Source organism: Corynebacterium pseudodiphtheriticum, assembly GCF_023509295.1.
GTDB lineage: Bacteria > Actinomycetota > Actinomycetes > Mycobacteriales > Mycobacteriaceae > Corynebacterium > Corynebacterium pseudodiphtheriticum.
In genome coordinates this window covers 671,131-696,666 of the sequence record NZ_CP091864.1, presented here as the reverse complement: position 1 = coordinate 696,666, position 25,536 = coordinate 671,131, and the positions used below count along the sequence as shown (strand labels likewise).

Annotated in this window: 22 protein-coding genes and 1 other RNA gene; 6 read left to right on the top strand and 17 right to left on the bottom strand. The window is 54.0% G+C overall.

Translation table 11 applies throughout. The annotated features are described in order from the left end of the window. Positions 1 to 167: 167 nt before the first annotated feature. From L9H78_RS03090 to L9H78_RS03065, 6 genes are all read right to left on the bottom strand, one after another. Entirely contained in the window at positions 168 to 1,151 is a 984-nt protein-coding gene (locus L9H78_RS03090; protein WP_249620464.1) for an arsenic resistance protein, read from the bottom strand. Between the two features lie 61 nt (positions 1,152 to 1,212). After that, positions 1,213 to 1,968, bottom strand: coding sequence for an iron ABC transporter ATP-binding protein (locus L9H78_RS03085; protein ID WP_249618441.1), 756 nt, complete (start codon positions 1,966 to 1,968; stop codon positions 1,213 to 1,215). After that, the gene (locus L9H78_RS03080; protein WP_419762749.1) at positions 1,965 to 3,014 is read right to left on the bottom strand and encodes an iron chelate uptake ABC transporter family permease subunit; all 1,050 of its coding nucleotides are present in this window, start codon (positions 3,012 to 3,014) and stop codon (positions 1,965 to 1,967) included. The genes L9H78_RS03085 and L9H78_RS03080 overlap by 4 nt, the downstream gene beginning before the upstream one ends. A 94-nt stretch (positions 3,015 to 3,108) precedes the next feature. Continuing rightward, positions 3,109 to 4,152, bottom strand: coding sequence for an ABC transporter permease (locus tag L9H78_RS03075; RefSeq protein WP_249620462.1), 1,044 nt, complete (start codon positions 4,150 to 4,152; stop codon positions 3,109 to 3,111). Positions 4,153 to 4,314: 162 nt separating this feature from the next. After that, on the bottom strand, positions 4,315 to 5,364 hold the full coding sequence (locus tag L9H78_RS03070) for a siderophore ABC transporter substrate-binding protein (RefSeq protein WP_249620461.1): 1,050 nt from the start codon (positions 5,362 to 5,364) through the stop codon (positions 4,315 to 4,317). 233 nt (positions 5,365 to 5,597) lie between these two features. Next, positions 5,598 to 6,065, bottom strand: a complete 468-nt coding sequence (locus L9H78_RS03065) for a DoxX family protein (RefSeq protein WP_249620460.1) — start codon at positions 6,063 to 6,065, stop codon at positions 5,598 to 5,600. A gap of 159 nt (positions 6,066 to 6,224) precedes the next feature. Here L9H78_RS03065 and L9H78_RS03060 point away from each other — a divergent pair, with 159 nt between their 5' ends. Then, entirely contained in the window at positions 6,225 to 7,715 is a 1,491-nt protein-coding gene (locus L9H78_RS03060) for a peptide MFS transporter (RefSeq protein ID WP_249618436.1), read from the top strand. An 87-nt stretch (positions 7,716 to 7,802) separates the two neighbouring features. Here the strand turns inward: L9H78_RS03060 and L9H78_RS03055 are convergent, their stop codons facing one another. Continuing rightward, a complete protein-coding gene (locus L9H78_RS03055; protein ID WP_249620459.1) occupies positions 7,803 to 8,828 on the bottom strand; it encodes a DUF2891 family protein in 1,026 nt (341 codons plus the stop codon). A gap of 453 nt (positions 8,829 to 9,281) precedes the next feature. Beyond that, positions 9,282 to 9,669: a transfer-messenger RNA gene (gene ssrA, locus L9H78_RS03050) on the bottom strand. Positions 9,670 to 9,809: 140 nt separating this feature from the next. Between ssrA and L9H78_RS03045 the strand changes: the two genes are divergently transcribed. Beyond that, a complete protein-coding gene (locus L9H78_RS03045; protein ID WP_249620458.1) occupies positions 9,810 to 10,823 on the top strand; it encodes a DUF4300 family protein in 1,014 nt (337 codons plus the stop codon). Between the two features lie 86 nt (positions 10,824 to 10,909). Here the strand turns inward: L9H78_RS03045 and L9H78_RS03040 are convergent, their stop codons facing one another. From L9H78_RS03040 to ftsE, 4 genes are all read right to left on the bottom strand, one after another. Beyond that, a complete protein-coding gene (locus L9H78_RS03040; protein ID WP_249620457.1) occupies positions 10,910 to 12,916 on the bottom strand; it encodes an acyltransferase family protein in 2,007 nt (668 codons plus the stop codon). A 78-nt stretch (positions 12,917 to 12,994) separates the two neighbouring features. Beyond that, positions 12,995 to 13,504 carry an SsrA-binding protein SmpB gene (gene smpB, locus L9H78_RS03035; protein WP_249620456.1) on the bottom strand — a complete coding sequence of 170 codons (510 nt, stop codon included), beginning with the start codon at positions 13,502 to 13,504 and terminating at the stop codon, positions 12,995 to 12,997. A gap of 22 nt (positions 13,505 to 13,526) precedes the next feature. Then, positions 13,527 to 14,429, bottom strand: coding sequence for a permease-like cell division protein FtsX (ftsX, locus tag L9H78_RS03030; protein ID WP_249620455.1), 903 nt, complete (start codon positions 14,427 to 14,429; stop codon positions 13,527 to 13,529). 44 nt (positions 14,430 to 14,473) lie between these two features. Continuing rightward, positions 14,474 to 15,163, bottom strand: coding sequence for a cell division ATP-binding protein FtsE (gene ftsE / locus L9H78_RS03025; RefSeq protein WP_023018224.1), 690 nt, complete (start codon positions 15,161 to 15,163; stop codon positions 14,474 to 14,476). A 160-nt stretch (positions 15,164 to 15,323) separates the two neighbouring features. Between ftsE and L9H78_RS03020 the strand changes: the two genes are divergently transcribed. Beyond that, positions 15,324 to 17,054 (top strand): AbgT family transporter, encoded by a 1,731-nt coding sequence (locus L9H78_RS03020; RefSeq protein WP_249620454.1) that lies wholly within the window; start codon positions 15,324 to 15,326, stop codon positions 17,052 to 17,054. Here L9H78_RS03020 and prfB read toward each other — a convergent pair. After that, positions 17,051 to 18,196 carry a peptide chain release factor 2 gene (gene prfB, locus L9H78_RS03015; protein WP_249620453.1) on the bottom strand — a complete coding sequence of 382 codons (1,146 nt, stop codon included), beginning with the start codon at positions 18,194 to 18,196 and terminating at the stop codon, positions 17,051 to 17,053. The two genes, L9H78_RS03020 and prfB, sit on opposite strands and share 4 nt — an antisense overlap. Positions 18,197 to 18,389: 193 nt before the next feature. On the opposite strand from prfB, the gene L9H78_RS03010 reads away from it, so the two are divergent. Both L9H78_RS03010 and hisN read left to right on the top strand, forming a co-directional pair. After that, complete coding sequence (locus tag L9H78_RS03010; RefSeq protein WP_249620452.1) at positions 18,390 to 19,298, top strand: inositol monophosphatase family protein; 909 nt, start codon at positions 18,390 to 18,392, stop codon at positions 19,296 to 19,298. Further along, positions 19,291 to 20,115, top strand: a complete 825-nt coding sequence (gene hisN, locus L9H78_RS03005) for a histidinol-phosphatase (protein WP_249620451.1) — start codon at positions 19,291 to 19,293, stop codon at positions 20,113 to 20,115. Before L9H78_RS03010 ends, hisN begins: the two co-directional genes overlap by 8 nt. A gap of 76 nt (positions 20,116 to 20,191) precedes the next feature. Here the strand turns inward: hisN and L9H78_RS03000 are convergent, their stop codons facing one another. The 3 genes from L9H78_RS03000 to L9H78_RS02990 all read right to left on the bottom strand — a co-directional run bounded on the left by L9H78_RS03000 (position 20,192) and on the right by L9H78_RS02990 (position 23,162). Then, entirely contained in the window at positions 20,192 to 21,526 is a 1,335-nt protein-coding gene (locus tag L9H78_RS03000; RefSeq protein WP_249620450.1) for a S1 family peptidase, read from the bottom strand. Positions 21,527 to 21,723: 197 nt separating this feature from the next. Continuing rightward, positions 21,724 to 22,293: a VanZ family protein gene (locus L9H78_RS02995; protein ID WP_249620449.1), complete on the bottom strand. Its 570-nt coding sequence runs from the start codon at positions 22,291 to 22,293 to the stop codon at positions 21,724 to 21,726. Beyond that, entirely contained in the window at positions 22,293 to 23,162 is an 870-nt protein-coding gene (locus L9H78_RS02990; protein WP_249618424.1) for a mechanosensitive ion channel family protein, read from the bottom strand. Before L9H78_RS02990 ends, L9H78_RS02995 begins: the two co-directional genes overlap by 1 nt. A gap of 35 nt (positions 23,163 to 23,197) precedes the next feature. On the opposite strand from L9H78_RS02990, the gene L9H78_RS02985 reads away from it, so the two are divergent. Continuing rightward, positions 23,198 to 23,677, top strand: a complete 480-nt coding sequence (locus L9H78_RS02985) for a DUF488 domain-containing protein (protein WP_249620448.1) — start codon at positions 23,198 to 23,200, stop codon at positions 23,675 to 23,677. 16 nt (positions 23,678 to 23,693) lie between these two features. On the opposite strand, the gene L9H78_RS02980 is transcribed toward L9H78_RS02985, so the two are convergent. Further along, the gene (locus L9H78_RS02980; RefSeq protein ID WP_249620447.1) at positions 23,694 to 25,463 is read right to left on the bottom strand and encodes an ABC transporter family substrate-binding protein; all 1,770 of its coding nucleotides are present in this window, start codon (positions 25,461 to 25,463) and stop codon (positions 23,694 to 23,696) included. Between the last annotated feature and the right edge of the window lie 73 nt (positions 25,464 to 25,536).

Genomic DNA, 25,536 nt, shown 5'->3' with positions numbered 1-25,536 from the left:
GCCACCAAAAGCAAGCATCGGCCCTATAAAATTATTATCATCCCCGCCAGACAAACAAAGAACACAACCACCAGAACCAACATCCTGTGAAGTTATTTTCTCTGTCAGCCCCTCGCGGCGACTTGGATAAGCTTAAGCGATAACAAAACACAATGCAAATTGGAGGTTTATTGCAAAAGTTTTTGCAGGTAAGGGGCTGTTTTTACGAGCAACAACATGAAGCACAACTCAACCAATGTTTGCGTGACAATCACGATCGGAACTGCCTCAAAACCATCCGGAAACGCTAAAGCAATGGGCATAACAACTAAGGAATTTCGGGTCACACCAGAAAACACAGCTCCCACCCCATCGTCGATACGCAGATTAGTTATCCTTACGGCAACAATTCCGGCCAGCACCATGATTACCGCGAAAATGACATAGATAGCTACTACAGGTACAAGCTCGCGGCCTTCGCGGAGTACCTCTGCCCCGTGCGTTGCGGTGATGGCGAATAACGTCACCATCATCAACGGCACCATTGCTGCATTTAATGTGATTCGAGCGTGTCTGGCTGTCCTTCCGACGCACCGGTGGCGCGACGTGCGTTCACAATGCTGCAGTAGCCATGCACAACCCAATGGAATAGCCAACATCCCCACGACGGAACGCAATAATGGTCCCATCGCAGAATCAACGAATCCCGCCCCAATCAACCGCGGGAATAGCAGACCGAGCAGCATCAGCTGCAGCACAAACAGCAACGGAGTGATCGCCAATAGACGATGATTCGCGGCTCCGGCCAAGCCCGAAAATGGCACCACATAGTCGATGCACGGGGCAAGCAAGACCAAAGTAATTCCGATGATCAGCACCTGGTCACCACGTACGGGCTGGACTAAGGCCCAAACAACACACGGCACGATAAGAAAATTTAATGCCAAAATTACCACGGTTAGCCGTGGAGCTAATCGCACCCGCCGTAGCGGGAGCGCAGAAAACGTCGACAGCATCAGGAGACCAAGAACCGGAGTCACCAACTTTTCCAGGTCCCACGGGGAGACGAAAAGGCCGAGTAGTATTGCCGCCACATAGAAAAGAACCTGGTGCTCAGCGAGGAAATCTATCCAACGCTGTATCCGCTGCGCCACCAGGTTCTGAATCATCATTTCGCCGTCATATTTGCGCCGTCATATTCTCACTGCCACATTCTCAACGTCGTCGGTTGTTTTAGTGATAGCAGGCCAGCAAACCGTCCGGCCCATCAATCACGGCGATGTCCGTATTAAAAATCTCAGTAAGAATATGATTTTTCATGACCTCGTCTGGAGTACCGAACTCACAAATCTGGCCGTCTTTTACCGCACAAATATAGTCCGCGTAGCGTGCAGCGAAGTTAATATCATGAAGCACCAAAATGATGGTTCGCCCGAACTCCGGACCTACTTGTTTCAGGTGACGCATCATCTCAACCGAATGTGCAATATCAAGGTTATTGAGCGGTTCATCGAGTAGGACATAATCGGTTTCCTGGCACAACACCATCGCCACGTACGCGCGTTGACGCTGCCCACCCGATAACTGGTCCAAGTAGCGATTTTCCAACGGAGTGAGATTCAGAAAGTCGATGTACTTCGAGATGATTTCTTCATCAGCAGGCGTCAAACGACCTTTGGAGTACGGGAAGCGCCCAAACCCGACGAGCTGACGCACCGTCAAGCGCGTAATGAAATGATTCTCCTGGCGCAGAATGGAAACAATGCGCGCCAACTCTTTCGACTTCGTGTTAAAAATGTCTGCCCCGCCGACAGTGATCTCTCCGGAATCCGGCTGCAGTAACCGCCCGATCATCGTGAGCAAGGTTGATTTACCCGCACCGTTCGGGCCGACGAGCGCGGTGATACCACCGGCGGGAATCTCCAGATTCACTGGGCCGATCTCAACGTCGCTGCTATAGGCCTTGTGCAGGTTTCGGAGGGTAATCACAAGCGTCCCTTTCTCAAAATAACAAATAAGAAGACTGAGCCGCCAACCAGCTCGATGACGATCGAGACGACTCCCTGGGCATAGAAAACGTGGTTGAGCACGAAATACGCACCAGTGAGTACTGAAAATGCGGTCAATACCGCCATGGGGAAAACGAAACGGTGGTCAAAAGTATCGGCAAATTGATAAGCCAACGTCGCTACCAAAAATCCAAGGAAGGTCATTGGTCCGACTAATGCCGTCGAAACCGCCATCAGCACCGATACCAAAATCAGCGTACCAATCGACCACAGCTTATAGTTCAGGCCCAGGTTCATCGCTGCGTCTTTGCCAAGCCCCAGCACATTCAACCTGCGCGAGAAAACGAACAATAGTCCGGCCGCCCCCAGGCAGAGCGGAATAGCTAATGGATAATATTCCGGATCAGCATTATTGACCGAACCAAACATTCGCGCGGTCAACACATCGAACTCAGACGGTGTGAGCAAGCGCTGCATGAACGTCGAAATGGATCCCAGACCGCCACCAATAATGATGCCGACCAGCAACATGGCGTGCATATTTGCATGCCTTCCGGTCAGCAACCAGGAATACAGAATCAAGGAAAGCAGAATCATCACGACGATCTGGAACACGAACGTCGACAAAGTGCGGGCGTTATGCAGACCGGCAGCGCCCAGGAAGAATACGGTCGAGGTATGAATCAGCACATACAGCGATTCGAACCCCATGATAGAAGGGGTAATAATACGGTTATTTGTGACGGTATGAAAAGCCACCGTAGCCATTGCCTGACAGATCGCGACCACCGCCATCGCGATGACGGAATTCATCCGCCGCTCGGCAATGAGCCAAAATTGCTCGGTGCCCACCGGCATCGGGTTCCCATAGGCCAAAAGGCCGAACCCGCAACCAGCAGCTATGACTGCGAGGACACCGAAAATAATCCAATATTTACGAGCCGCGGCGGAATTTTGAAACGCAGAGGCACTGCGTTCTCTTCGTTGTTGCCCTTGGGGCTCGCTTATGCGTCGTTCCGGACTCATACCGTGCTCCACACGGTCCGAGGACTCAGGGTTTCCCTCGTGCACACGATCTGCTGTAGGAGAAGTCTGTGCCGATGCTTTATTTGTCTGAAGATTATCCACGGCGTGCCTGCCTAACAATCAGGGTGACAAAAACAATGGCACCAACGATGCCCAGAATGACAGAAACTGGCATTTCGAATGGACTGATAATCGTACGTCCGATGAGGTCGCACACCACCACAATCGCGATTCCGAGCAAACAGACCCACGGGAGATTCGAGCGCAAGTCATCACCGCGGAACATGGAGACCACATTCGGCACAATCAAGCCCAAGAACGGCAACGCTCCCACCACGACCGTGACCACGCCGGTGGCTACAGCGATCAAGGCAGTGCCCGCCAATACGATCCGCGCATAATTAACACCAACGTTGGTGGCAATGTCTTCACCAAGCCCGGCGACCGTCAAACGATCGGCAAAGAAAAAAACCGCAACGGCGATTGCTACAACCACCCACAGCACTTCATACTGGCCTTTGTATACAGACGTAAACGAGCCCATAAACCAAATGCCCAGCGATTGCAGCATATCGAATTGCAAGGCGAAAAAAGTCGAAATCGACGAGACCACTGCACCCAGCATGATGCCGATAATCGGAACTACCAACGATGACCGCAACGAGACCTTGCGTAAAAACAGGAAAAACACCATGGTGCCGACGAAAGCAAAAAAGACGGCACCAATCATGCGTTCAAGCACCGACGCCGTCGGAATGAAGTACATGACAAACAGCAGACCAAGTCCAGCCCATTCAGTGGTTCCAGTGGTGGTCGGCTCCACAAATCGGTTCTGTGTCAGTAATTGCATGACCAAGCCTGACATCGCCATTGCCGCACCTGCTAATACCAGCGCAATAGTGCGTGGCAAGCGCGTGATGTAGAAAAAGTCAGAACCATCAGCTGCTTCAAAGATGTTGTATTCGCCGACCATCAGTGACGTCACCAGCAGCGCTGCGACGACGGCGAAACCGACGACCAGTTTCCAGTCAAATAATTTCGTGCGTGTCTGCGCTCGCCGTGATTGGGATTGCTGTCCCGGATCACCGGGAGGCGCACTTGCACCATCTGAGCCGCCAGGCGTTGTGGCAGTGGTCATGTCTTGTGCCTTCATTTCTTCATCATCGACCGATGCTCATGGCAATGCCGAGGCTACGAATTCGTAGCCTCGGCTGGCATTGTAGGCCTCACTTGTGCATCATTCGACGAATAATGACTACTCGCGGGGGATCACTCGCACCTACAAACGAGAACGGAAGAATTACTTCTTCGCTGCTTCGAACGCGTCAGCGATATCGTTCAAAATCTCAGTGTAGGTAATGATGGATTCGTTGGTGTAGGTGTCTTCTGGTGCATAGACAATCTGTCCGTCTTTGACCGCAGCGACGTTACGCAAAGCATCGGAGCCTTCAATAACGTCCTTCGCTGCCTGGTAACCAGGTTCCAACCGTGCAGAAATTGCAGCGTCGCGGTCCAGCACGAACATCCAGGCTGGGTTCGAGTCTGCGATGGCTTCTACGGAAATATCATCACCCTTGTGGTTTTGTGATGCATCATCAACCTCGAGCGCAGGTTTCAAATCCAGCATGTCGAAGATCGGTCCATAGACACGGCCAATGGACGGAGCGACATATCCAATCTCACCACCGGAGACGTTCAGTGCCATCACACTGGATTCACCATCATAGGCTTTCTTCGCGCGTTCGATCGCAGCATCAAATTCATCGACGAGCTCTTGGGCATCGTCCTCATGCCCGAGCACCTCCCCGAGTGCCAATGCATGCCGACGCAGCTCTTCCGCGAAGTCTTCGTCGTCACGAGGCTCAAACTCTACCAACGCAGCATCTGGGTTCAGCTGCTTAATGTCGTCGTAGTGTGACTGGAAACGCTGCCCATTGATGATGAGATCCGGCTGTGCAGCAACCAAAGCCTCGAGGTCCGGTTCGCGGTGCATACCCAGATCGGCGACCGAATCGTCCTCGCGGTAAGCATCAACCGTGTGCGGAACCAGTTGCTTCGGAACAGCAACGAGGTCTACTCCCCACTTTTCCAAGATCTCGAATGAGCGGTTATCCGTTGCAGCAACAGCCTTGGCGTTTTTCGGGACTTCCTGAGTGCCGTGGTTGTCTTCAATGGTGATGGTGTCACCGTCGGAGGCAGCATCCGACGAAGAGTCCGCGGCACTTGATTCTGCCGACGTCGTAGCATTTGCGTTGGTGCTTTCGGCGTCATCGGTGGAACAAGCTGTAAGAACCAGGCTGGATAGAGCAAGTCCAGTGATTACGGTATTGCGGATCTTAATTGAAGCCATCTTCGTTCACTTCTCCTCGGGGGTAATGTTCGTTCGCAAAACTGGAAATTCTCTGTGTGAAACCTCTTGTACACACAGCCAGAGCTTAACCCTATTAAGCACGGGTTGACTTAACAAGGATTGGCTGGACTATTACACCCTTAGATGGATATGATTCATTAGGAAATCGTTACTTAACCAGCATTTTCCTATGCTTTTCCAATCTTCCCCCCCCCTACCCCCCCGCTAGTGATTTAAGCGACGTTGTGCTTGCCGACACGCCATGCACCGTAGACTAAAGGAATTTGTAGAGGTAGTCGCATTACGCTGACCACAGCTTTTCGCCGTGACTGCGGCACCCACTGCCTCATCATTTCCACGTTTGCGGGAAACACTGCAACCAAAAACGCCGCCGCGACATAACCGGCAATCGAGCGGGTATGGGGTTTACGCAGCGCACAGGCAAGACCAAGTTCCACGGCGCCACTGACATAAGTAGCACTCCGCGCAGAGACTGGGACCCACTCCGGAACAATCGAATCAAAAACCGCCGGGCGCAGAAAATGCACAACGCCCGCGACCCCAAAAATTGTGCTCAGCCCACGAGCACCTGGCGTTATTCGCTCATTAAGCCGATGGAACTGCCCACCCCGGCTGGTCGAAACACCCAGCACGTCGGTTTTCTTATCCCGTGTCATATTGATTTCCCGCGTCGCATTCATTTCCCCAACTTAGCAAAATTAGTTCTTAGAAATTCCAGATTCATATTCGTATTTTCCACGCTTCTATTCGTCGTTGCGCCCCCTTGTGTTCACAGCACAAAAGTGTAGTTTTAGGCTGTTAACGTAATCATTTTCGTGAGTAAGTTCGAGGATTCTCTCATGTCTACATCTCAGTCGGCGACAAACACCGGCACCGCACCAGACGAAACCGGGCCAGATACCGGTTCCGCAACCTTCTTTGGCCACCCACGCATGCTGGCCAACCTGTTTTTCGTGGAAATGTGGGAGCGATTCTCCTTCTACGGAATGCAGATCATCTTGGTCTACTACCTCTACTATTCCGTTGCCGACGGCGGGTTAGGTCTCGATAAAGGCGCTGCTACCGGTGTCATCGGTGCGTACGGTGGCATGGTTTATCTGATGGCTATTGTCGGCGGATATCTCGGCGATAAAGTTTGGGGCGCCGAGCGCACACTGTTCTATTCGGCTATCGCGATTATGGCGGGCCACATCGCACTGTCCATAATCCCAGATGTCAGCGGCGTCGTCGTCGGCCTGATCCTCATCGCCGTAGGTTCCGGCGGCCTGAAAACCAACGCATCTGTCCTGGTCGGCTCACTCTATGACCTCAAAGACACTCGCCGAGACGCCGGGTTCACCATCTTCTACATGGGCATCAACATCGGTGCGCTGCTGGGCCCCTTGGCGACGAACTTCGCCTGGGATGTATCCGGTTTCCACCTAGGCTTCGGCATCGCCGCCATCGGTATGGCACTAGGACTCATCCAATATTGGTTCACCCGGAAAAACTTGCCAGCCAGTGCTCACCACGTGTCGAACCCAGCGTCGGCCGCGGAAAAGAAAAAAGCACTCGCTGCAACCATCGCGTTTATCGTTCTCGTCGTCGTCATGGTCTGGGTCGGCCTCATCACGCCAGGCAATATCGATACCTGGGTTATCGGGCTCATCGCGATCTGCGCCATCGTGTTGTTCGTAATTTTGTTCCGCAGCGACAAAACCAACGACACCGAGCACTCCCGTGTCAAGTCTTTCGTTCCTCTGTGGTTCGGAAGCGTGCTGTTCTGGTCGCTCTACCAACAACAGTTCACCGTTATGGCGGTCTATTCCGATACGCGTTTGAACTGGAATATCTTCGGGATGGAGCTCAAGCCCGGATTGTTCAACTCCATCGCACCGCTGTTCATCATCATGTTCGGCACACTGTTTTCCGTCATGTGGACCAAAATGGGCGAAAAACAGCCCACTATTGTCACCAAATTTGCACTCGGTCTACTGGGCGCAGGTATCGCCTTTGCCATTTTCCTGTTTCCTAGCGGACAAGCAATCGTCAACGTGGGATGGTTAGTGGGTGTTCTGTTCGTGATCACGCTAGCCGAGCTATGCATCTCTCCAACCGGCACATCGCTGGCCACGAAACTGGCACCAGAAGCCCACAAATCCCAGATGATGGCGCTGTTCTGGACTTCATTGGGTATGGGTACTGCCATCGCTGGATGGTTGGCGCAGTTCTACAGCGAAGAAAACGAGGCGGTCTACTTCTCGATCATGGCGAGCGCGTCATTGATTGGTGGTTTCGCGGTATTCTTCGCGCGCAAGCCGATCCTAAAAATGATGCGCGGAGTACGCTAACTCCCCAACGTGCATCCATCATCTGCAACCCTTGCTGGCCAGACTGAGACACCCTCGGACTGGCCAGCTTTTCTTATACACCGCCTGCTATAGCTCTGGCTCGTCTGCCCCGTCTGCGCGAATGGCCAACAAAGCGTAGGTGATCAACCAATGCGTCGCCATAAAATCTCCGTCGACAAGCTGCTTTTCCACGCTGTCCAACATTGCTGGTGTGCGGTCCGCGATCGCCTCTTGAGCTTCTCGACCCAAATGTGGTGCCAGCTCACGCAACATCCACGCGCGCGATAGCGTCAAGCCATATAAATGCGTCAATTGACCATCAGACGGATCCAAAACTTCCGGGGTCTGGGTCAAGACAACCAGCGCTTTTTCTTGGCTAGGCAAGAATTTTTCTAGCCACGCACTAAATTCGGCTTTATCCAGCACGCGAGAAAGCAACAGCATTTCACACAGCGCATTCGACAAGAAATCACTGCCCGACAACTCCCATTCCACCGGGTAATTGCGATCGCCTAAGAACAGGTTGCGGGCGGCGTCGGCAAGCACATCGGCAAGTTGACCTCGCCCCATCGCGTGCGCGGCATCCAGCATGAGGAAAAGGTTAAAAGCAGTGTTGTAATGCATACCGTGCCGGATCGGATGGCTTAGCGCAGAAACCCACTTCATGATGTGCTTCTCAGTTAACTCAACTAACGGAAGGAATTCTTCCCGCCCAGAACGGCGCGCAAGTTGTAGCAACCAGGCGCGGCCATAGGGCTGCTCAAAACTGGGATCATTGACCAGATAATCATATTCAGCCTGCAGGGACTGCTTACCCCACCGCTGTTCCAGGATGTTATGCAGGCGCGTACTAGCTTCCGACGATAGCTTTTCTTCTGACAACAAGCGCACCGCCGAATATTGCATGTGCACGCTCGAGTGCCAATCGAAACAGCCCCAGAAACTCGGGTGCTGCGTGCGTGGCCGCACATCGCAATCATCGGCGGAGGTACTAATGTGCATATTGACTGCAGGAAATTCCTGCTCCAGCACATCCGCAATACCGCGGGCCCACTTTTCTGCAAACTGCCCTAATGATCCTGTGGCAAAAAGTCCTGCAGTCGAATCAGTCATAGCTCACAGTATGCCGAAAGTTTTGCTGCTGTGCCCGAATTGTGCCCTGATTGTGGCCAGCCCACATTTTTCAGACATCCGCCAGGCATGTATCCGGAATCTGCCTGGATGGCGATACGGATAAGCATCCGGCAGATCCCATAATTTGACTGATCGATGCCAGCAGTCACCCCGTAACAGCGCCAATAAAACATCCCATCGCAGGTAATCATGTTTATTGTGCGTTTTTTGCAAATAGGCCCGCTGCAAGCTGCCTTTTTCGTTCACTATTTGCAAAAAACGCACAACATCTCAACACCCCGACCAGATACAGTTGTCGCCATTGTGTCTAAATTGCGTCCAATGTGAGTCGGTATCAGTCCCCTACGGTCTGAAATCCTCAATACCGAAACCCGGGTTACCTGCACAGATAAAGCAAAACCCCCGGTCATTAACGACCAGGGGAAATGCAAAAAGTGGAGCTGCCGGGACTTGAACCCGGGTCCTTCGTTGCTTCGCCAGGGCTTCTCCGTGCGCAGTTCGCGCATGATCCTTACTCGGCCCTCCGACTCGCACGAACACGTCTCGGAAGATGGGCCCAGCCATCAGAAAAAGTCCCTACTGGCCCTGATGACTCAGCCAGAAGGCAAGCTCTTTAGTCGATGCCAGATTCCAAGCCAAGAGCATAACTTGGGCTGACAGACACGCGGTCGCTGCAGCTTAATTAGGCAGCGAGGGCGTAGTCACGCTGAGAGGTCTTCTCTGCGTTTATTGTAGTTGTAACGCCGCTTACGGTGGCCGTTACCTTACACCGGCACGCTTCCCCTGGCTCAACAGACGAAGTCGAAACCAAATCAACCCCGTTGTCAGGGAAACCCTTGTAAGCGATCAGACTACACCCGCTTGTTGGCTATGTGCAAGCTTGGGACTATACAACTCGCAGAGCATACTCGCTGTTGTCTGCGACCACATGCAGATTCGTCAATTCGTTAGTATGAACCAATGCGCACGAAACTTTTCCTCGCTTCTTCGCTAACCACCACCCTATTGCTAGCAGCATGTGCTGAACCAGACAGTTCCAGTGAACGCCCGGCAACAACAGAGTCAACTGGAACAGCCGAGGCAACCGGGGCAGGCTCTGCAGAAACTGCGCCTGCAGGTTCCTCATCTGACGCACAACGAAGCCAGTTCCCCACCGCAGAAAATGACGCGGCAGAGCTGTTGGAAGGCATGACGGTCAGCAATCTCGTCGACAAGAAATCGCAAGACACAGCACGCAATGCGCTAGCCAATGCAGGTGTGCCACAGGAAAGTATCGACGGTTTCTTTCGGCTTGTCGACGAATACAATCACGCCGTTCCGACCGGCAGCCTCATCAACGACGGGTTCACCGACTACGGAACGCAAGATCCAGACTATGACGTCGAGGCAATCACCAGGGCCTGGCAGCAGCATCACGCCAATTATGCTGGCACCAACTGTCGGATCAACACCTTTACGCTGGCGGATTCCCTATTCACCGTCAAAAACCAGGACAACCCGAACGAATCTTTGCTGTTTATCGACCAGGAGTCGCTAAACAACGCCCCGGGCAAAATTTTCGACGAGCAAGAGCGCCGCAAATTTGCTGCGTTCTATAGCAATATCCCGACGACGACAGATCAAGACCCGGCCCAGCATATCGCCGGTATTCGGGCACATTTCGACGAGCGCGGCATCGAATTCGCCGACACCGATGCGCGTGTGATCTCAATGTTTTCGCACGACACACTCACCGACCCGGCGACGCTGTTCATTGGGCACACCGGCGTCGCAGTACCGCTGGACGACGGCTACCTGTTTCTAGAAAAAATCGCCTTCGATATGCCGTACCAAGCCATCACCGTGCGGGATATGCAGCAGCTCAACGACTATCTAATGCACAAATACGACGATGGACCGGACCTAGAATATGGCCGACCCATCATCTTCGATAACGACGAAGTCATCGACGGTATGCGCTTTGCCAAACGCTAGTACCCAGGTTAGCTAGCCTAGCTAGGCACAAGCCGAATCAGTCAACAGCATCGGCCAGCCTCTCAACACCTTCCGGAATGGCCCGGTTAGCAGAGAGTATCGGTGTTTTTATCCCCGTTGACGTATTGCTGCAGCGCATATGTGATAGCGGTGACGTATTCGGTAGCACCAATCGGATCTGGGTGGATACCGTCCTCGCGCAACGCCCCTGGGGTGTGCATCGCGTGGGTGCACCAGTCCGCAATATACACATTGTCATAGGTCTTAGCTGCCTCAATGATTTGCTCGCGGGCTCGCGGCATCCAGGATCGATCACCATATGGCAGAACCATAACGACGGTGCGGTCGTCACCCAGAATCTCCATCATCGAAGCAATCTCGCCCGGATGGGCCTCACTATTGGTCCCGAATCCGAGGACTACCGTGTCGCGCAGCAGTCCTTGTGAGGCCAGAGATGATGCAACTTGCACACCCACTCCCCATGCACGGGAGACATCCGCATCAACATAAATGCCTGGGTATTCTTCGTTCAACGCCATCAACGACGCCAGCATCACCGAATCACCGATGGCGGTAATTTCGTCACCGGCGGGCATGCTGCGATCGGAAACGTCTTCCTTATTTGGCTTGTCCTTCGATTTCTCACGATCGCTAGAACTGCCCGTGGAGCTGCTGTCGTTGCTCCTTTTCTCGCCGTCGCTCTTCTCAGTATCTGTCTTTTTGGCATCGCCGGTTTCAGCATCGTCAGCTTGCTTCTGCATCTCTTGGCGTTGCTGCCGGTTGTGCTCAGCAAGCGCATCCAAATCTTGCTCCAGCTGCGTTTTATCTGATGAATTCACCACCGCGTAGGCAGTTCCGCTCACCGATCCAACGGTAAGCACGAGTCCGGCTATCCAAGCAACAGGCGCTTTGGGCGACGTCGTAGTGGACGCCGAAGCCTTGCGCGGACGGTGCTCCCAGATAACTGCGAAGACTGTGCCATAGCCCTTGCGCCGGAAAGGGTTTTCTATCCAGCGGTAGCTCAATTCCGATAGCCCTAGCGACACTGCCACAGCTAAAAGGCCCCACCATACAGCATGGCCGTCCAGTGTCTCCTCTGGAGCCAGCTCGCGGATAATCATTATGACCGGCCAGTGCCACAAGTAAATGGAAAACGACCGCTGCCCCAGATAACGCATCAGCGGGAATTCGAAGATCCACCGCAGCGGAGCGACTTCATAGACCACTGCGTAGATCATTCCGGCGCCTGCCAAGCTAGTAATGAACAGGCCTCCCCAATACGGGAAATTGCCATCATCGGCCATGAAAAATAACTGGACTACATAGATCGCAGTAGCACTTACCCCGATCAGTGCGGCCAAGAACCGCGCTCGCGCAAGCTCTAGTACAGGCCAGGAATCACGTGTCGGATCAGCTTTGCTGGTGGTCAGCAACATCGCCAATACGGCTCCGATCAGCAAGCCAAACGCATGAGTATCGGTGCCGTAATACACACGCGTGGGATCAGTGTCCGGGGAATAGACCACCGCCATGGCAATCGCCGAAGCTACCGCCGCCAGCAGCGATGCCAGCGCAATATGCAATCGCTTGCGCGCACCCCATACGGCCAGCAACGCGAACAATGCTAAAGGCCACAGCACGTAGAACTGCTCTTCTACTGCCAGTGACCAATAGTGCGCAAAGACTTCGACCTCGTTATCAGCGAAATACGAGGCCGACGTAGCGATCTGAGTCCAGTTGCTGACGAAGAACAGTGAACCCAAAAACTGCGTCCGGATATTGACTGCAAAATCGCCCCCAATAACACCGACGATCGCGGTGCAGACCACAAGCACAACGACCGCCGTTGGCATGATCCGGCGCAGGCGACGTATCCAAAAGTCCTTCAGATTTACGGTTCCGGTCGTGTCATATTCCCGCAACAGCAACGAAGTGATTAAAAACCCCGAAAGCACAAAAAACATGTCGACGCCCAGATAACCGCCCGGTAACACGTCGCCAAAAAAGTGATAAACCACAACCGCTGCCACGGCCAAACCACGCAGGCCATCAAGGCCAGCGACTTGCCGTAATCGGGCACGAGTTTTAGACATGAGCTCCAGCCTTTTGCGCCATGCACGTCGTTAAGAAAACGTAATTCACCGGAACAACCTCACTCCCAAGGAAAATTACTAAACGTTGATGCCCTTCACACGACGTCCCAGCTCTCGAGAGACTTCTCGGTTGATGTCGCGGCGTTTAATGTCCTCACGCTTATCGCGGTTCAATTTACCTTCCGCGAGCGCGATTTCACACTTCGCTCTTCCATCTTTGAGGTATACCTTCAGCGGGATTAATGTGCGGGAGCCCTCACGGACTTGCCCCATCAACTTGTCGATCTCCCGCCGGTGCAGCAACAGCTTGCGGGTACGCTTCGGCGAATGATTCGTCCAATGCCCCATGGAGTATTCCGGGATGTGCAGGTTGCGCAACCAAATCTCGTTTTTGTCCAAGGTGGCAAACGCGTCGACAAGAGAAATCTTTCCTTCGCGCATGGCTTTAATCTCGGTACCTACCAGCACCATTCCGGCCTCGTAGGTATCGAGAATCTTGAAATCGTGGCGTGCCTTGCGGTTGGTTGCCAAGACCGCCGAGTTGGCCGCCACCGCGTTCTTTTTCGCCTTATTTCCCTTTTTCGCCATAATAAATGCAATCCTACTAGCTTTACTTCCGCACGTAAGAGCGCAACGCGATATACGCGGTAACCCCAGAAAAAGCCATGCCTACAACTGCCACAGTCGGGAAACTAGCCCAGATATCGCGCGTACGGATCGGAGCAATCAACTGCGCCTCATAAAGCCCCGCCAATGAGGGATCCACAATCATGAATTTCGCTGCAAACAAACCAGCCCCGGCAACAACAGCACCGAGCAAGGTAGCCAACATCGCTTCAATAACAAACGGCGCCTGCGTGTACCAGCGGGAAGCCCCCACTATGCGCATAATTCCGATTTCTTCGCGACGGTTGAAAGCCGCAATTTGCACCATGTTGGCGATCAAGAAAATCGCAGCTACCGCTTGCACAATAGCCAAAATAAACGTCGCATTCCGAATGGTGTCCAAATTATCCGTGGCCCCGCGGACGTCTTCTACCTGATCAATGACGCCATCCACCTGCGGAAGATCGCGAATTGGATCCAGCGGGCTGGTATCGGTCGGGTCGGCCAAACGGACATGCAGTGCAGCGGGCAGCGCGTTCGGCGAAGTCTCTTCCACCAACACTGGGTCGGTTTCACCGAAAACTTCCACAAACCGTTCATAGGACTGCGCTTGCGAGCGGAAAATCACCGATTCCACGCCATCTTCCGATTCCAAAGCTTGTTTAACCTCGTTACATTGTTCCGAGGTGCAGTCTTCATCATTCGCCGAAACTTCTTCATTCAACTGGACCATTACCTCTACACGCTCGAGATAGATGCCCTTGGTATCCGAAGCCATCATCGAAACCAGCACCCCAGCGGTGACCAGGCTGAGCGAAATCGCGGTCGTTACAATCAGCGCAAAAGCCATGGTGAAGTTGCGGCCCAAGCCCTTGAATGATTCTTTGAGCACAAAACTCAGTTTCATATATTTCTCCTGCCCCTGCGGGCTCTCGTTCTTAGCGCGCTTGCCTACCGCGATTCGCCATATACACCGTGAGCTTCATCGCGCACGATCTTGCCTAGGCTCATTTCGATCACGCGTTGACGCATGTCGTTAACCGTGCGTGCGTTGTGCGTAGACATAACGACGGTAGTACCCTTGGCGTTAATCTGCCGTAACAGCGTCATGATCTCGTCTGCGGTGTGCGGGTCCAAGTTGCCCGTCGGCTCGTCGGCAAGCAACAACAGTGGCCGGTTTACAAACGCGCGGGCAATGGCGACACGCTGCTGTTCACCACCTGAAAGCTCATTCGGCATCCGGTTGGCTTTGGCATCCAGCCCAACCATTTCCAATGCTTCCATGGTGCGCTTTTTAATGCGCTGTGGCCGTTCGCCAATGACCTCCAATGCAAAAGCCACATTGTCGTACACGTTTAGTTTGCTGAGCAGACGGAAATCCTGAAAAACGTAGCCGATGCGCTGCCGCAGTTTATTAATTTCGCTGCCTTTCAGCTTGTTGACGTGAAAGTCTGCGAAATGGATATCACCTTTGGTCACGTTGGTGTCCCGAATAAGGAGCTGCAAAAACGTTGATTTTCCTGATCCGGACGGACCAATCAGGAACACGAATTCACCTTTCTCGATCTGCAAATCAATTTCATCCAGCGCGGGACGTGTTGACGTCGCGTATTCTTTGGAGACTTTGTCGAAAGTGATCACACGTAACACTCTAGCCCCAACCGTGTACCGCGGGTGCTAATGTCGCAGCCCCTGGACAAGTTTCCCTCAGTCCAGATATCGTGAGACGGATCACCAAGCAGGTGATTTCAGAATAATCTCAGAAAACCGGCAGTCAGACCAACCACAGATTGGCCACGCAATGAACACTACTGCTCCTCATAAAAGCGCCCCAAAGAAAAAAGAAAATCAGACTGACGCCGATAGCGGCGACAAGACAACTGGATCCGCGGGAGGGTTCCTCGGGCTGATCGAAAAGATCGGCAACAAACTACCAAACCCATTCTGGCTCTTCGTCATTCTTGCCGGCATCGTCGCATTGTCCAGCTGGCTTGGATCCGCACTGGGAATGAAAGCAACCCAACCTGATTCCGGGGAGATCGTTGCAGTTGAAAATCTGCTGACAACCGAAGGTATCCAACGCATGGTTACCGAGGCTATCGATAACTTCACCAGCTTCCCACCGTTGGGCGTGATCTTGACAGTGATGCTCGGTGTAGCTGTTGCGGAACATTCCGGACTGCTCAGCGCCCTGGTGCGGTCCATGGTCGCCAAAGTCGGGCCAAAGGTCTTGACCTTTACGCTAGCTTTGGCCGGTGTCACCGGTTCCGTAGCGTCCGACGCAGTTTATGTCATTTTGATTCCGCTAGGCGCAATGTCTTTCCATGCCCTAGGACGCTCTCCCATTGTGGGCGCGATGGTGGCATTCGCAGCATCCTCGGCGGGTTTCAACTCCTCGCTCATCCTCAACATCACTGACTTGCTACTGGCAAGCATTTCCACCCCAGCAGCACAGCTTGTCGACGAAAACTACGACGTATCGCCTCTGGCAAATATCTTCTTCGTCATCCCCTCCGCAATCGTGCTCGCTTTGATCATCACGGCTGTCACTGAGCTGTTCGTGAATAAACGTGCACACGATCTGGTGGATCACGACAAAATTGACTACTCCGAAGTCTCCTTCGACAATGCCGCCGGAGCTAGCACTACATCTGGGGCGGACGAGCCTACCGGCTCTGCTGACTCTGCTGGCAACAACGAAAACAACGACAACAACAACAACAACGAAAACAACACCGAAGACATCAGTGACCAGCTCAAGCTCGCTGCCCATGAGAAATCTGGATTGCGCGCCACCGGCATCGCTTTATTGCTGATGCTCCTGGCATATTTTGCGTTGCTGTTTATCCCCGGCTCGCCTCTGACTGGACCTGACGGGGAAATCATGGATTCACCCCTGATCCGCGCTATCGCAGTTCCAATCGCCGGCATGTTCTTCCTGTGCGGCATTGTTTACGGCCTGGTAGCCAAATCCATCACCAGCTCTGCTGATATCCCAGATTTCATGGCCGCCGGTTTAAAAACCATGCTGCCTATGATCGTGCTGTTTTTTGCGGTAGCACAGTTTTTAGCTTGGTTCGAATGGTCTAACCTCGGCGTCTGGACCGCGATTACCGGTTCTGAATTACTCGAACGCGCAGATCTACCACCAATTCTGCTTTTTGCCGGCGTTGTTGCATTAGTAGCGCTGCTGAACCTATTCATCACTTCAGGCTCAGCGCAATGGGCGCTGATGGCACCAGTCCTCGTCCCCATGCTGATGTACGTCGGTACTGCACCAGAAGTCACCCAGATGCTGTTCCGCATCGGGGACAGCCCGACAAATATCATCACGCCGATGTCGCCGTACTTTGCGCTGGCACTTACCTTCTTGCAGCGCTACTACAAGCGTTCCGGGGTAGGTACGCTGATGTCGCTGGCGCTCCCCTACTCAATCGCAATGATCATTGGCTGGTTTATCTTCTTTATGATCTGGTATTTCCTGGGCATCCCGCTGGGGCCAGGATCACCAATGGAATATCCTGCCAACTAGTCAGCAGCAGCGTCATCGCTGCTTGTCTCTCCTGCATCCGACATACGCCAACGGATGGCAGCTTCTAAGAAGCCATCCAAATCACCATCAAGCACCTTGCCCGGGTCCCCAACTTCATGGTTGGTCCGTAAATCTTTCACCATCTGGTATGGGTGCAGGACATAAGAACGCATCTGGTTACCCCACGAAGCATTTCCTCCCGCGCCGAGCGCATCCAGCTCGGCGCGTTCTTCTTGCCGCTTGCGCTCCAACAATTTCGCCTGCAACACACGCATGGCTGAGGCTTTGTTTTGAATCTGAGATTTCTCGTTCTGGCAGGTCACGACGATTCCAGTAGGTAAGTGCGTCAGACGAACTGCCGAGTCCGTAGTATTCACCGACTGGCCTCCCGGCCCCGAGGAACGATAGACATCAGTGCGGATCTCAGAATCCGGAACCTCGATGGAATCTGTTTGTTCTACAACCGGCAGCACTTCGACTTCGGCGAAAGAGGTTTGCCGTCGTGCCTGGTTATCGAACGGCGAGATTCGCACCAAACGGTGTGCGCCTTGTTCTACCGACAGGGTTCCATACATGTACTGGCCGTGTACAACGAAAGTCGCAGACTTAATACCGGCTTCTTCAGCGTAGGAGACATCATAAATTTCGACTTTATGGCCCTTCCGCTCCGCCCAGCGGATATACATGCGCATCAACATTTCGGCCCAATCCGCAGCGTCCACGCCGCCAGCACCAGAACGGATACTGATCACGGCTTCCCGCTCGTCGTATTCTCCCCCCAGCAGCGTGGTGATCTCCATCGCGTGGATATCTTCTTGCAACCCCGCTAATTCTTCATCGGCAGCGAGCATGGCTGCTTCGTCTCCACCTACGGCGGCTTCTTCGTCGGCAAGCTCGTACAACACCGGAATATCGTCAAGACGCTGGCTTAGGTCGGACAGCTTACGTAGTTTCGCCTGATTAGCCGACAATTCTGAGGTGATCTGCTGTGCATGCGCAGGATCGTCCCAAAGACTCGGATCAGCAGCTTTATCCTCTAGCTCACGCACCCGTTCTTTGAGGTGCTCCGGGTCCACCACCTGCTCGATTGAGGCCAGCGTGGTGGTGAGCTCTTTGACTACAGCTGCTTTATCCGATCGCATAACTTTCCAGCCTACTCAATGATTCTGGTTGCTCAATCATGCTGGCTACTCACTCATGCTGGTTGCTCAACTGCTCACCCCAACACGCTGCAATAAACAACAGAAAAACTAGCAATAACCAAAAAACAGCGCAGATCAGCAACGTTGGAAACCGAAATTTTCCGTGGCACGCTTTTCAGGCAAAATAGATGATATGAATTCGCCTGCTGATTCTACGTCCGAATCCACTTCCGACGAGCACTCCGCTCACGATCCACAAGTGGAGCTCGATAAAGCCATCGACGCCACCGCCAAAGCTTTCATGGTTGCCCACATCAGCGATGATGACGGACAGCTGGCCCAGGCGCTAGTTCTCAACGCCGGGCGCATTGCCTGGCGCTTGCGGGAAAAGGGCTTGGAACAAGACACCAAAACCTCAATCTCGGATGTAGTGACCAATGCAGATCGTGCAGCCGAGCGTTTTATCGCCGCGGTATTAGAGGGAATCCGGGCAGAAGACGGCATCGTCGGCGAGGAAGGCGCCCGAACCCGCAGCCGCTCCGGGCGTAATTGGGTCATTGACCCAGTCGACGGGACCTACAACTTCGCTTCAGGTTCAGACTACTGGTGCTCCGCGCTGGCTTTAGTACGCGGAGCCGTGGATGACCCAGACGAGGTTATTGCTGCTGCCGTGCACCGCCCAGCAATGGGATATACCTGGTTTTCCGGATCCGGGCTACGCACGACTCGCGATGGCAAAGAACTAGCGACGATCGACGATCGTACTCTGGACAAATCTTGTGTGGGCACCTATCTACACCCGACCTGCATGGACAAGGAACCTACCCAACGAGCGTGGCATTCTGTGCTTAGCAACGTCGCCACTCTACGAATGCTTGGCGCAGGATCTGTCGATCTGGCGTCGGTCGCTGATGGCACTCTGCACGCTTGGATGCAGCATTCGGTTCCTGCTTGGGATTGGCTCCCAGGGAAAGCACTGGTAGAAGGCGCAGGCGGGGCCACCGCGATCCAATTTGCAGGCGGGGTTCGCTGGCACATCGCAGGAAATCAACGCACCGTCGCGGAAATCGTGGACATACTGAAAGGCACCGACCATGACTAACCCCATCTCGGAATCCCGTGTGGACACCAGCACCGGCTCCGCCTACGCCGAAGACCTCGCACTCGCACTTGAGCTCGCCGATCGCGCAGATGGCATCACGCTGCACCGTTTTAACTCCGCCGACCTGCGCGTGCAATCAAAGCCGGATATGACGCCGGTCAGCGACGCCGATATTGCCTGCGAGGAGATGCTACGCGAACAATTGGGCGGCGCCCGCCACAAAGATGCCATTCTTGGCGAGGAAATGGGCGGCACCCCGATCTTTTCTGGACGCCAGTGGGTCATCGACCCCATCGATGGCACCAAAAACTACGTTCGTGGCGTCCCCGTGTGGGCGACGTTAATTGCTTTGCTTGTCGACGGCGAGCCTGTCGTCGGAGTTGTCTCTGCCCCAGCTCTAGGCCGACGGTGGTACGCGGCCAAAGACCACGGTGCTTTCCGACGCGTATTTGCCGGTGAACCGGATCCGTTATCGGTTTCTGAGGTGCACGATTTAGGCGACGCGTCAATGTCGTTTTCTTCTCTGGCCGGTTGGCAGGAACGAGACAAGCTCAACGACTTCGTGGAATTGAGCGACAAAACCTGGCGGCTGCGTGGATTTGGTGACTTCTGGTCTTACTGCCTAGTAGCCGAGGGGGCAGTCGATGCCGCTGCGGAACCAGAAGTATCGCTGTGGGATTTAGCAGCGCTGGACATCATCGTGCGTGAAGCCGGTGGGATTTTCACCAGCCTTGATGGCAAGCGAGGCCCACACGGTGGCTCGGCGGTGGCCACGAATGGTCACCTGCACGAATCCGTGTTGGGCCTTCTGGGTTAATACAGACTGGGTTGAGCCAAGCAAGATCTTGTGTTGCCACGCTACCGCGCGGTGCAGTCTTAAGATTGCACCGCCTTTAGTTTTCCGGCAGCTGGAAACCGGCTCCTACCCCACCCCGTGCATTGAGATCAGCAAAAAGGGTGTTGGCATCGGTAGCCATGGTTGGTACATGCGCAAACCCTTGCAATGGGCTCCGGCAAGATAGATCCAGCCCGGTCGGATTCGCACCACCAGAAATCACTCCTACCAAGCGGTTGCCAGTCAGAAGCGGCCCACCGGAATCTCCCAGGCTCGCGCATACCTGATTGAACTGAATGCCCTGAGTGGCACCGTAGTGAATACCGCAGGTATAACCAGTGGCCACGCCGTTCTTGCACACTTGTTCACCGAAATGTGGGCCATCTGCTATCTCGTCGATGGTGACATTGTTATAGCTGCGCGTGACCTCAGCATTGGAACCAAATTCGATCACAGAGTAGTCATGCCGCTCATTGGAGGCGACGATGGTACCGGAATTACCCACTTGCCAGGAGTCACCCGAGGCAACATATTCGCCTTCTGCACCACAGTGTCCGGCAGTGATACCTACCTTGCGACCTTGCGCATCGGTGCCGGCAACCGCGAGCGTGCAGACTCCCGAGTCACCGACAAATAGCGGCGTACCTGGGCCATACAACGATTTTCCCTGTGCGAGGTATTCATTTGATTCTTCCGGAATGCGGGGCGCATCAAACCAAGATCCGGGAACTCGGTGCAAAATGAAATCCTCGGTGGGTTTGCCCGCCAGGATCTTCGACAGCGGGTCATTCACCCAGCGCATATTAGGATCCACTGCCGGGTTTTCGATAATCGCCGGGCGCTCGCCGATGCCGTCATAATCTGCGCCTGAAGCTGTGCCGACGCTTGCACCTGTGTCTGCGTCGATAGCGGACTCATCGACATGAGTTTCGTCGGCAGCGTACGCATTAGCAGAGGTTTGGCGGGTGGAAATCTGTTCAACGGACTTTGACTCGTTTGCCGACGCCTGCGGGCGCTGCGGGCTCCGGTGCTGAGGTAGCACGCTGGCGATCTGCTGGTCGATAGCATCGGTGATCGCTCGGTCTAGCTCCGGGGTTTGAATCCCCCACTGCTGTAACTGGCCACGGGCGTTATCGACGAATCCGGCAGAATCAACCATTGGACCTTCTTCGATGGTCTTGCGGACCTCATGATAAGCCCCGGCACGCTGATCCCAAGGTTCGGCGTGCGTGGTGGCAGCTCCTGTTACTAGGCCGGTCACACACGTTGCCGCAGACGCAATGATGGCGGTGAACTTCCGCTTCCTGCTACCGCGTGTGTTCACCGACTGTGTGCTTGTCTGCTGTGCTTCACAGTATTGTGCTGCTCGCTGCGCCGCTGGTCGTCCTCGCACGAATCATCCTCTATTCTGCTCGCTCAGGGTAATTCTTTTCTGCCTCATGGTGGCATGCTCATGGTGGCATGGAGTTCCAGTAATCTGGTGGGAATTAATCAGGTCGTTGGATGATAGTTACCAAACGTTTATTACCTGTGAGCGCGAGCTGGGAGAACACTTTTTGTTCACTGCACGCACCACCCCCATACGTGCAGTTAGTCCACGATCTTTTCCGGATCTCCGAGCCGCTCGCCAAGCCCCACCAGCACAGCAAAAACCGCAGCCAAAGCCAGCGAAATGCCTGACCAAAACGGGTACAACTTGGGCCCAGCTGCCTTCGCTAACAACGCGCCCAGAAATCCGCCCAGAGTGTTGAAGAGGAGATCATCAGTAGAGCTTCGTCCGATAGAAAATGCGTATTGTGCTATTTCGATACTGAAACTGCACAGCGCAGCCAGTACGGCGACTTTCCATACGCTTGCCCACCCAGTCCGCGGTCCACCGCGCACTCGGTTGCTTCCCCGGCGCGAACTTCCGATGGAAAGCACGATAAACAACAACGCACCAAAGGGAATGAATAAAGCGGTATTACCGCCATATTCGAACACACTGAGGAACCAGTTCGATGACGAGCGCCAGACATCGAGTGGTTCCAGAATGATTTCACGCACCCGTTGGTTGTCTGGGTCCCAGAGATAACCGATCTGATAGAAGCTTTTCAGCAAAGTTAAGGCAATGATAACTACCAGCCAAGCTAGAAATGCGATTCGGTGAAGGTTTTTCATTAGTCGTTATTGCCGTTTTCTGGGCTGCGGGCGGAAACCTGCGATTGTTGCTGCTGTGCTGAGTGCCCGCGCAAAGCTTCCAGCCCTGTCGTCGCCAAGGGAATTTCTTCCCGACGCATTGCTTCGAGCACCGCGAAGATCACTGCATCGGTGGCCTCGCGGGATTCTAGCCGCGTGGACCCAGACCAGAATAATAATTCGAGGCTGACGGTTTCGGTGCCGACTTCGAGGTAATACGCAGTTGGTGCAGGATCGTGCAACACACATTCCACCGAATCCATCGCTGCAATCGCGGTGTTTTTGGCTTTGGCGAGATCAGCATTGGTAGCTATATCAATCACCACCCGGGCGCGGATGGTTTCAAATCCGGTCTGCACGATGACTTCCCCCGAATGCATGAGCGTATTCGGGATAACAACGAGCTGGCCGTCGAAACGTCTAATGCTTGTGGAACTGAGGTAAATATAAGTAATGGTGCCGGCGTTATCGCCCACCTGCACCTGATCACCGACGCGGAATTGATCACGCGCGAGGATCATGATGCCAGCAAACATGTTGCCCAGCACCGTCTGAAAGGCAATACCGGCAGCGATGGAAACGACACCAATGCCGCCGAGAATATCAACCGGGTTAATCGAGGGAAAAACCACCGTCATGGCGGCAGAAAAGGCCAGCACGGCGATGATCCAGAACACCAAACGGCCGAACACCCTGCGTGAACTGTGTACTCTACCGCGTGCTCGCAGATACAAACGCGTGATCGCAGTGGCGACGGCCGCTATGGTGAGTCCAATCAGCAGGGTGATCAGCCCCCGGAACACGCCATCCCAGGTAATAGTGCGGATGAGTTCTTCTCCAGGTGCATTCACGCCGAGTCCATTCACACTTCACTATCTTAGGGGCCATGACTTCCCAAAATCGAGTAACTAATCCCGATGGATCCATCACGGCGGTTCCCGTTGCCAGCTACCCCGTGCGTGGGCATGAGATCCTCTTATTCCGCGTCTTCGACGTGCGCGGTGAACAAGGCGGTGAGGGTACGGAACGCCCGGCAGCGTTTTCGGTGCTGGCCGACCGGCTGTGGCCACGCGGAATCAGGAAGGAAGATCTGCAGCCGGACCTGTGGGATAAACAGCTGTGCCCGTCGCAAGAACTCCGCAAAGAATTCCACGACGGGCTGTCTTTCGACGAATTCAGCCAGCGCTACACGTCCGAGCTAGACCAGCGAGCTGCCAATGGCAAGCTTGCCGACGCCATGACGACCTTGTCTAAAGCAGCGGGGCAAGGAAATATCGCGCTACTGTTCGCCGGCAAGGACACCGAGCACACCCATGCTCGTGTTCTGGCGCAATGGTTGGTCGATGCTATCGAGGACGGATCCTAGTTAAACGGGATCAAGCTTATTTCTCCCAGCCGATATTTTGCTTTTCCAGGACCGTGAATACCCGTGGCCCGTAGTTAGCCAAGCCGGATTTCACCGCAGTCATCTGTGGTCCGTTGGCATACGGCAGGCGGCCGTACTGCGCGAAGGCCTCCTTTTCGAGTTCGTTGGCGCGCATGCGCTGTTCGTCGGCGGTGTCGAGTTGCCGCATTTCTTCAATCTTGGCATCCATCTCCTCGGTGCCTGTGCGGGAAAGGTCCAAGTTGGAATCCGTCGAGAAGAAATACGAGAAATACACCACGCCACTATCCGGCCCGGTCACGCCAACCCCGGAGAGGAACACATCGAAGTCTCGCTCTTCCAGGACATTCGCGAATTCGCTGCTCGGGCGCTCTTCAATGCGCAGCTCAACCCCGATCTCGCGCATCATTGCTTGCAAAGCGCGCGCAGTTGCCTTGGAAACGTCGTCATCTCCAATGAGGACATAGCGCAGGGAGAGCCGCTCACCATCTTTCGAGTAAAATTCTCCGTCCATCTCATAGCCAGCGGATTCCAGCAGCTGTTTCGCATTTTCTGGGTCATATTCCACAACCTCCGAGACGTTATCCTGGTATTCGTCCTGGATGGTCATAAACACCATCGAGCCAGGCATTTCTTCTTCATAACCCAGACCGTTAAAACGAATCTCTGCTAGCTGCTCACGGTCAATACCAGCAAGGATGCCGTGGCGCACGCCGAGATCAGCTAACTGGGGGCTTTCCGAGTTCAGCGAAAACATGCGCTGGTATGGGGTAAGCGAGGCCCGAATATCAACGTCGTTGCCCATCTGCTGAACGACGGCCAGGCTGTTTTTATCTGAAACATCCGCGGCATCAATTTCACCAGAACGGAAAGCATTGACCACGGCTTGTGACTCCAGCTGCCGCAGCGTTACCCGATCCAATTTCGGTTCATCGCCCCACCACTTGTCATTTGCTTCAAATACCACATTGCCGGCCTGGAAATCCGTGCTGGCAACGGTAAATGGTCCTGCGCCCCATTCCGGACGCATCTGGTTCAAATAACCTTCGTTGAATTCTTCCGGGGTATCAATATCCGGGTGCAGCAGAGTGGTGAATGGTTCTTCCCACCAGGGATAGATGGATTTATAGGTCACGACTGCGTGTTTCTCGCTGTCGCCGGCAACGACTGACTCCACTGAATCGTATCCATCGGTAGCAGCTGGTTGGAACTCAGTATTCTCTCCGTTGAGTGCTTTCCAGGTAGCTTCGAATGCACGCCAATCGATGGGAGTCCCATCGTTAAAGGTGGCTTCGTCGACTAACTCGTAAGTCACCACGGTTTTTCCGTCGATCTCTTCGTGCGTGACATCCGTGAAATAATCCGGGTTGTATTCCAGGTTGCCGCCATCATCCAGCAAATAAAGTTGCGGGTTGTACCATTCCCACAAAGCAACGGTGTCCGAGGTGAAATTCGCATGCAGGGCATTTTGCTGCTCTGGGATTTCGCCGATAGGCAACCGCAGTTCACCACCGTCTTGCAGCTGGTCGCGGTCCACCGGGTGATAGTCGCCTTCCGGGTGTACATCAATTCCAGGGCCGTCGGCGGAATCAGCGTTGTCACCGCTGCTGCAGGCGGCCAAGGTTAGCGCGGCTATCGACAACAATCCCACGCCCGCTTTCCGCGCAGCTATTGTCCTGCCGTTACGTGCACCCGGGTTGATCTCGCCCGGTGAAATAGGTTGTTGAGGCTTTTCTGACCTGGACAACGTGTGCTTTTCTTCAGTCATAACTTCTTCCTCTGAGGTCTCTGTCTGAAAACATGCACAACCGGCCCCATAACTTTGTGTGAATACACATCAT

Bases quoted from the DNA above. Each gene is read 5' to 3' on its own strand.
- L9H78_RS03080 (WP_419762749.1), bottom strand. From the start codon at position 3,014: ATGAGTCCGGAACGACGCATAAGCGAGCCCCAAGGGCAACAACGAAGA.
- L9H78_RS03055 (WP_249620459.1), bottom strand. From the start codon at position 8,828: ATGACTGATTCGACTGCAGGACTTTTTGCCACAGGATCATTAGGGCAG.
- L9H78_RS03040 (WP_249620457.1), bottom strand. From the start codon at position 12,916: ATGTCTAAAACTCGTGCCCGATTACGGCAAGTCGCTGGCCTTGATGGC.
- L9H78_RS03065 (WP_249620460.1), bottom strand. From the start codon at position 6,065: ATGAATGCGACGCGGGAAATCAATATGACACGGGATAAGAAAACCGAC.
- L9H78_RS02995 (WP_249620449.1), bottom strand. From the start codon at position 22,293: ATGAAAAACCTTCACCGAATCGCATTTCTAGCTTGGCTGGTAGTTATC.
- L9H78_RS03075 (WP_249620462.1), bottom strand. From the start codon at position 4,152: ATGACCACTGCCACAACGCCTGGCGGCTCAGATGGTGCAAGTGCGCCT.
- hisN (WP_249620451.1), top strand. From the start codon at position 19,291: ATGACTAACCCCATCTCGGAATCCCGTGTGGACACCAGCACCGGCTCC.
- L9H78_RS02980 (WP_249620447.1), bottom strand. From the start codon at position 25,463: ATGACTGAAGAAAAGCACACGTTGTCCAGGTCAGAAAAGCCTCAACAA.
- L9H78_RS03045 (WP_249620458.1), top strand. From the start codon at position 9,810: ATGCGCACGAAACTTTTCCTCGCTTCTTCGCTAACCACCACCCTATTG.
- L9H78_RS03020 (WP_249620454.1), top strand. From the start codon at position 15,324: ATGAACACTACTGCTCCTCATAAAAGCGCCCCAAAGAAAAAAGAAAAT.
- L9H78_RS03070 (WP_249620461.1), bottom strand. From the start codon at position 5,364: ATGGCTTCAATTAAGATCCGCAATACCGTAATCACTGGACTTGCTCTA.
- prfB (WP_249620453.1), bottom strand. From the start codon at position 18,196: ATGCGATCGGATAAAGCAGCTGTAGTCAAAGAGCTCACCACCACGCTG.
- L9H78_RS03060 (WP_249618436.1), top strand. From the start codon at position 6,225: ATGTCTACATCTCAGTCGGCGACAAACACCGGCACCGCACCAGACGAA.
- smpB (WP_249620456.1), bottom strand. From the start codon at position 13,504: ATGGCGAAAAAGGGAAATAAGGCGAAAAAGAACGCGGTGGCGGCCAAC.
- ftsX (WP_249620455.1), bottom strand. From the start codon at position 14,429: ATGAAACTGAGTTTTGTGCTCAAAGAATCATTCAAGGGCTTGGGCCGC.
- L9H78_RS02985 (WP_249620448.1), top strand. From the start codon at position 23,198: ATGACTTCCCAAAATCGAGTAACTAATCCCGATGGATCCATCACGGCG.
- L9H78_RS03090 (WP_249620464.1), bottom strand. From the start codon at position 1,151: ATGATGATTCAGAACCTGGTGGCGCAGCGGATACAGCGTTGGATAGAT.
- L9H78_RS03010 (WP_249620452.1), top strand. From the start codon at position 18,390: ATGAATTCGCCTGCTGATTCTACGTCCGAATCCACTTCCGACGAGCAC.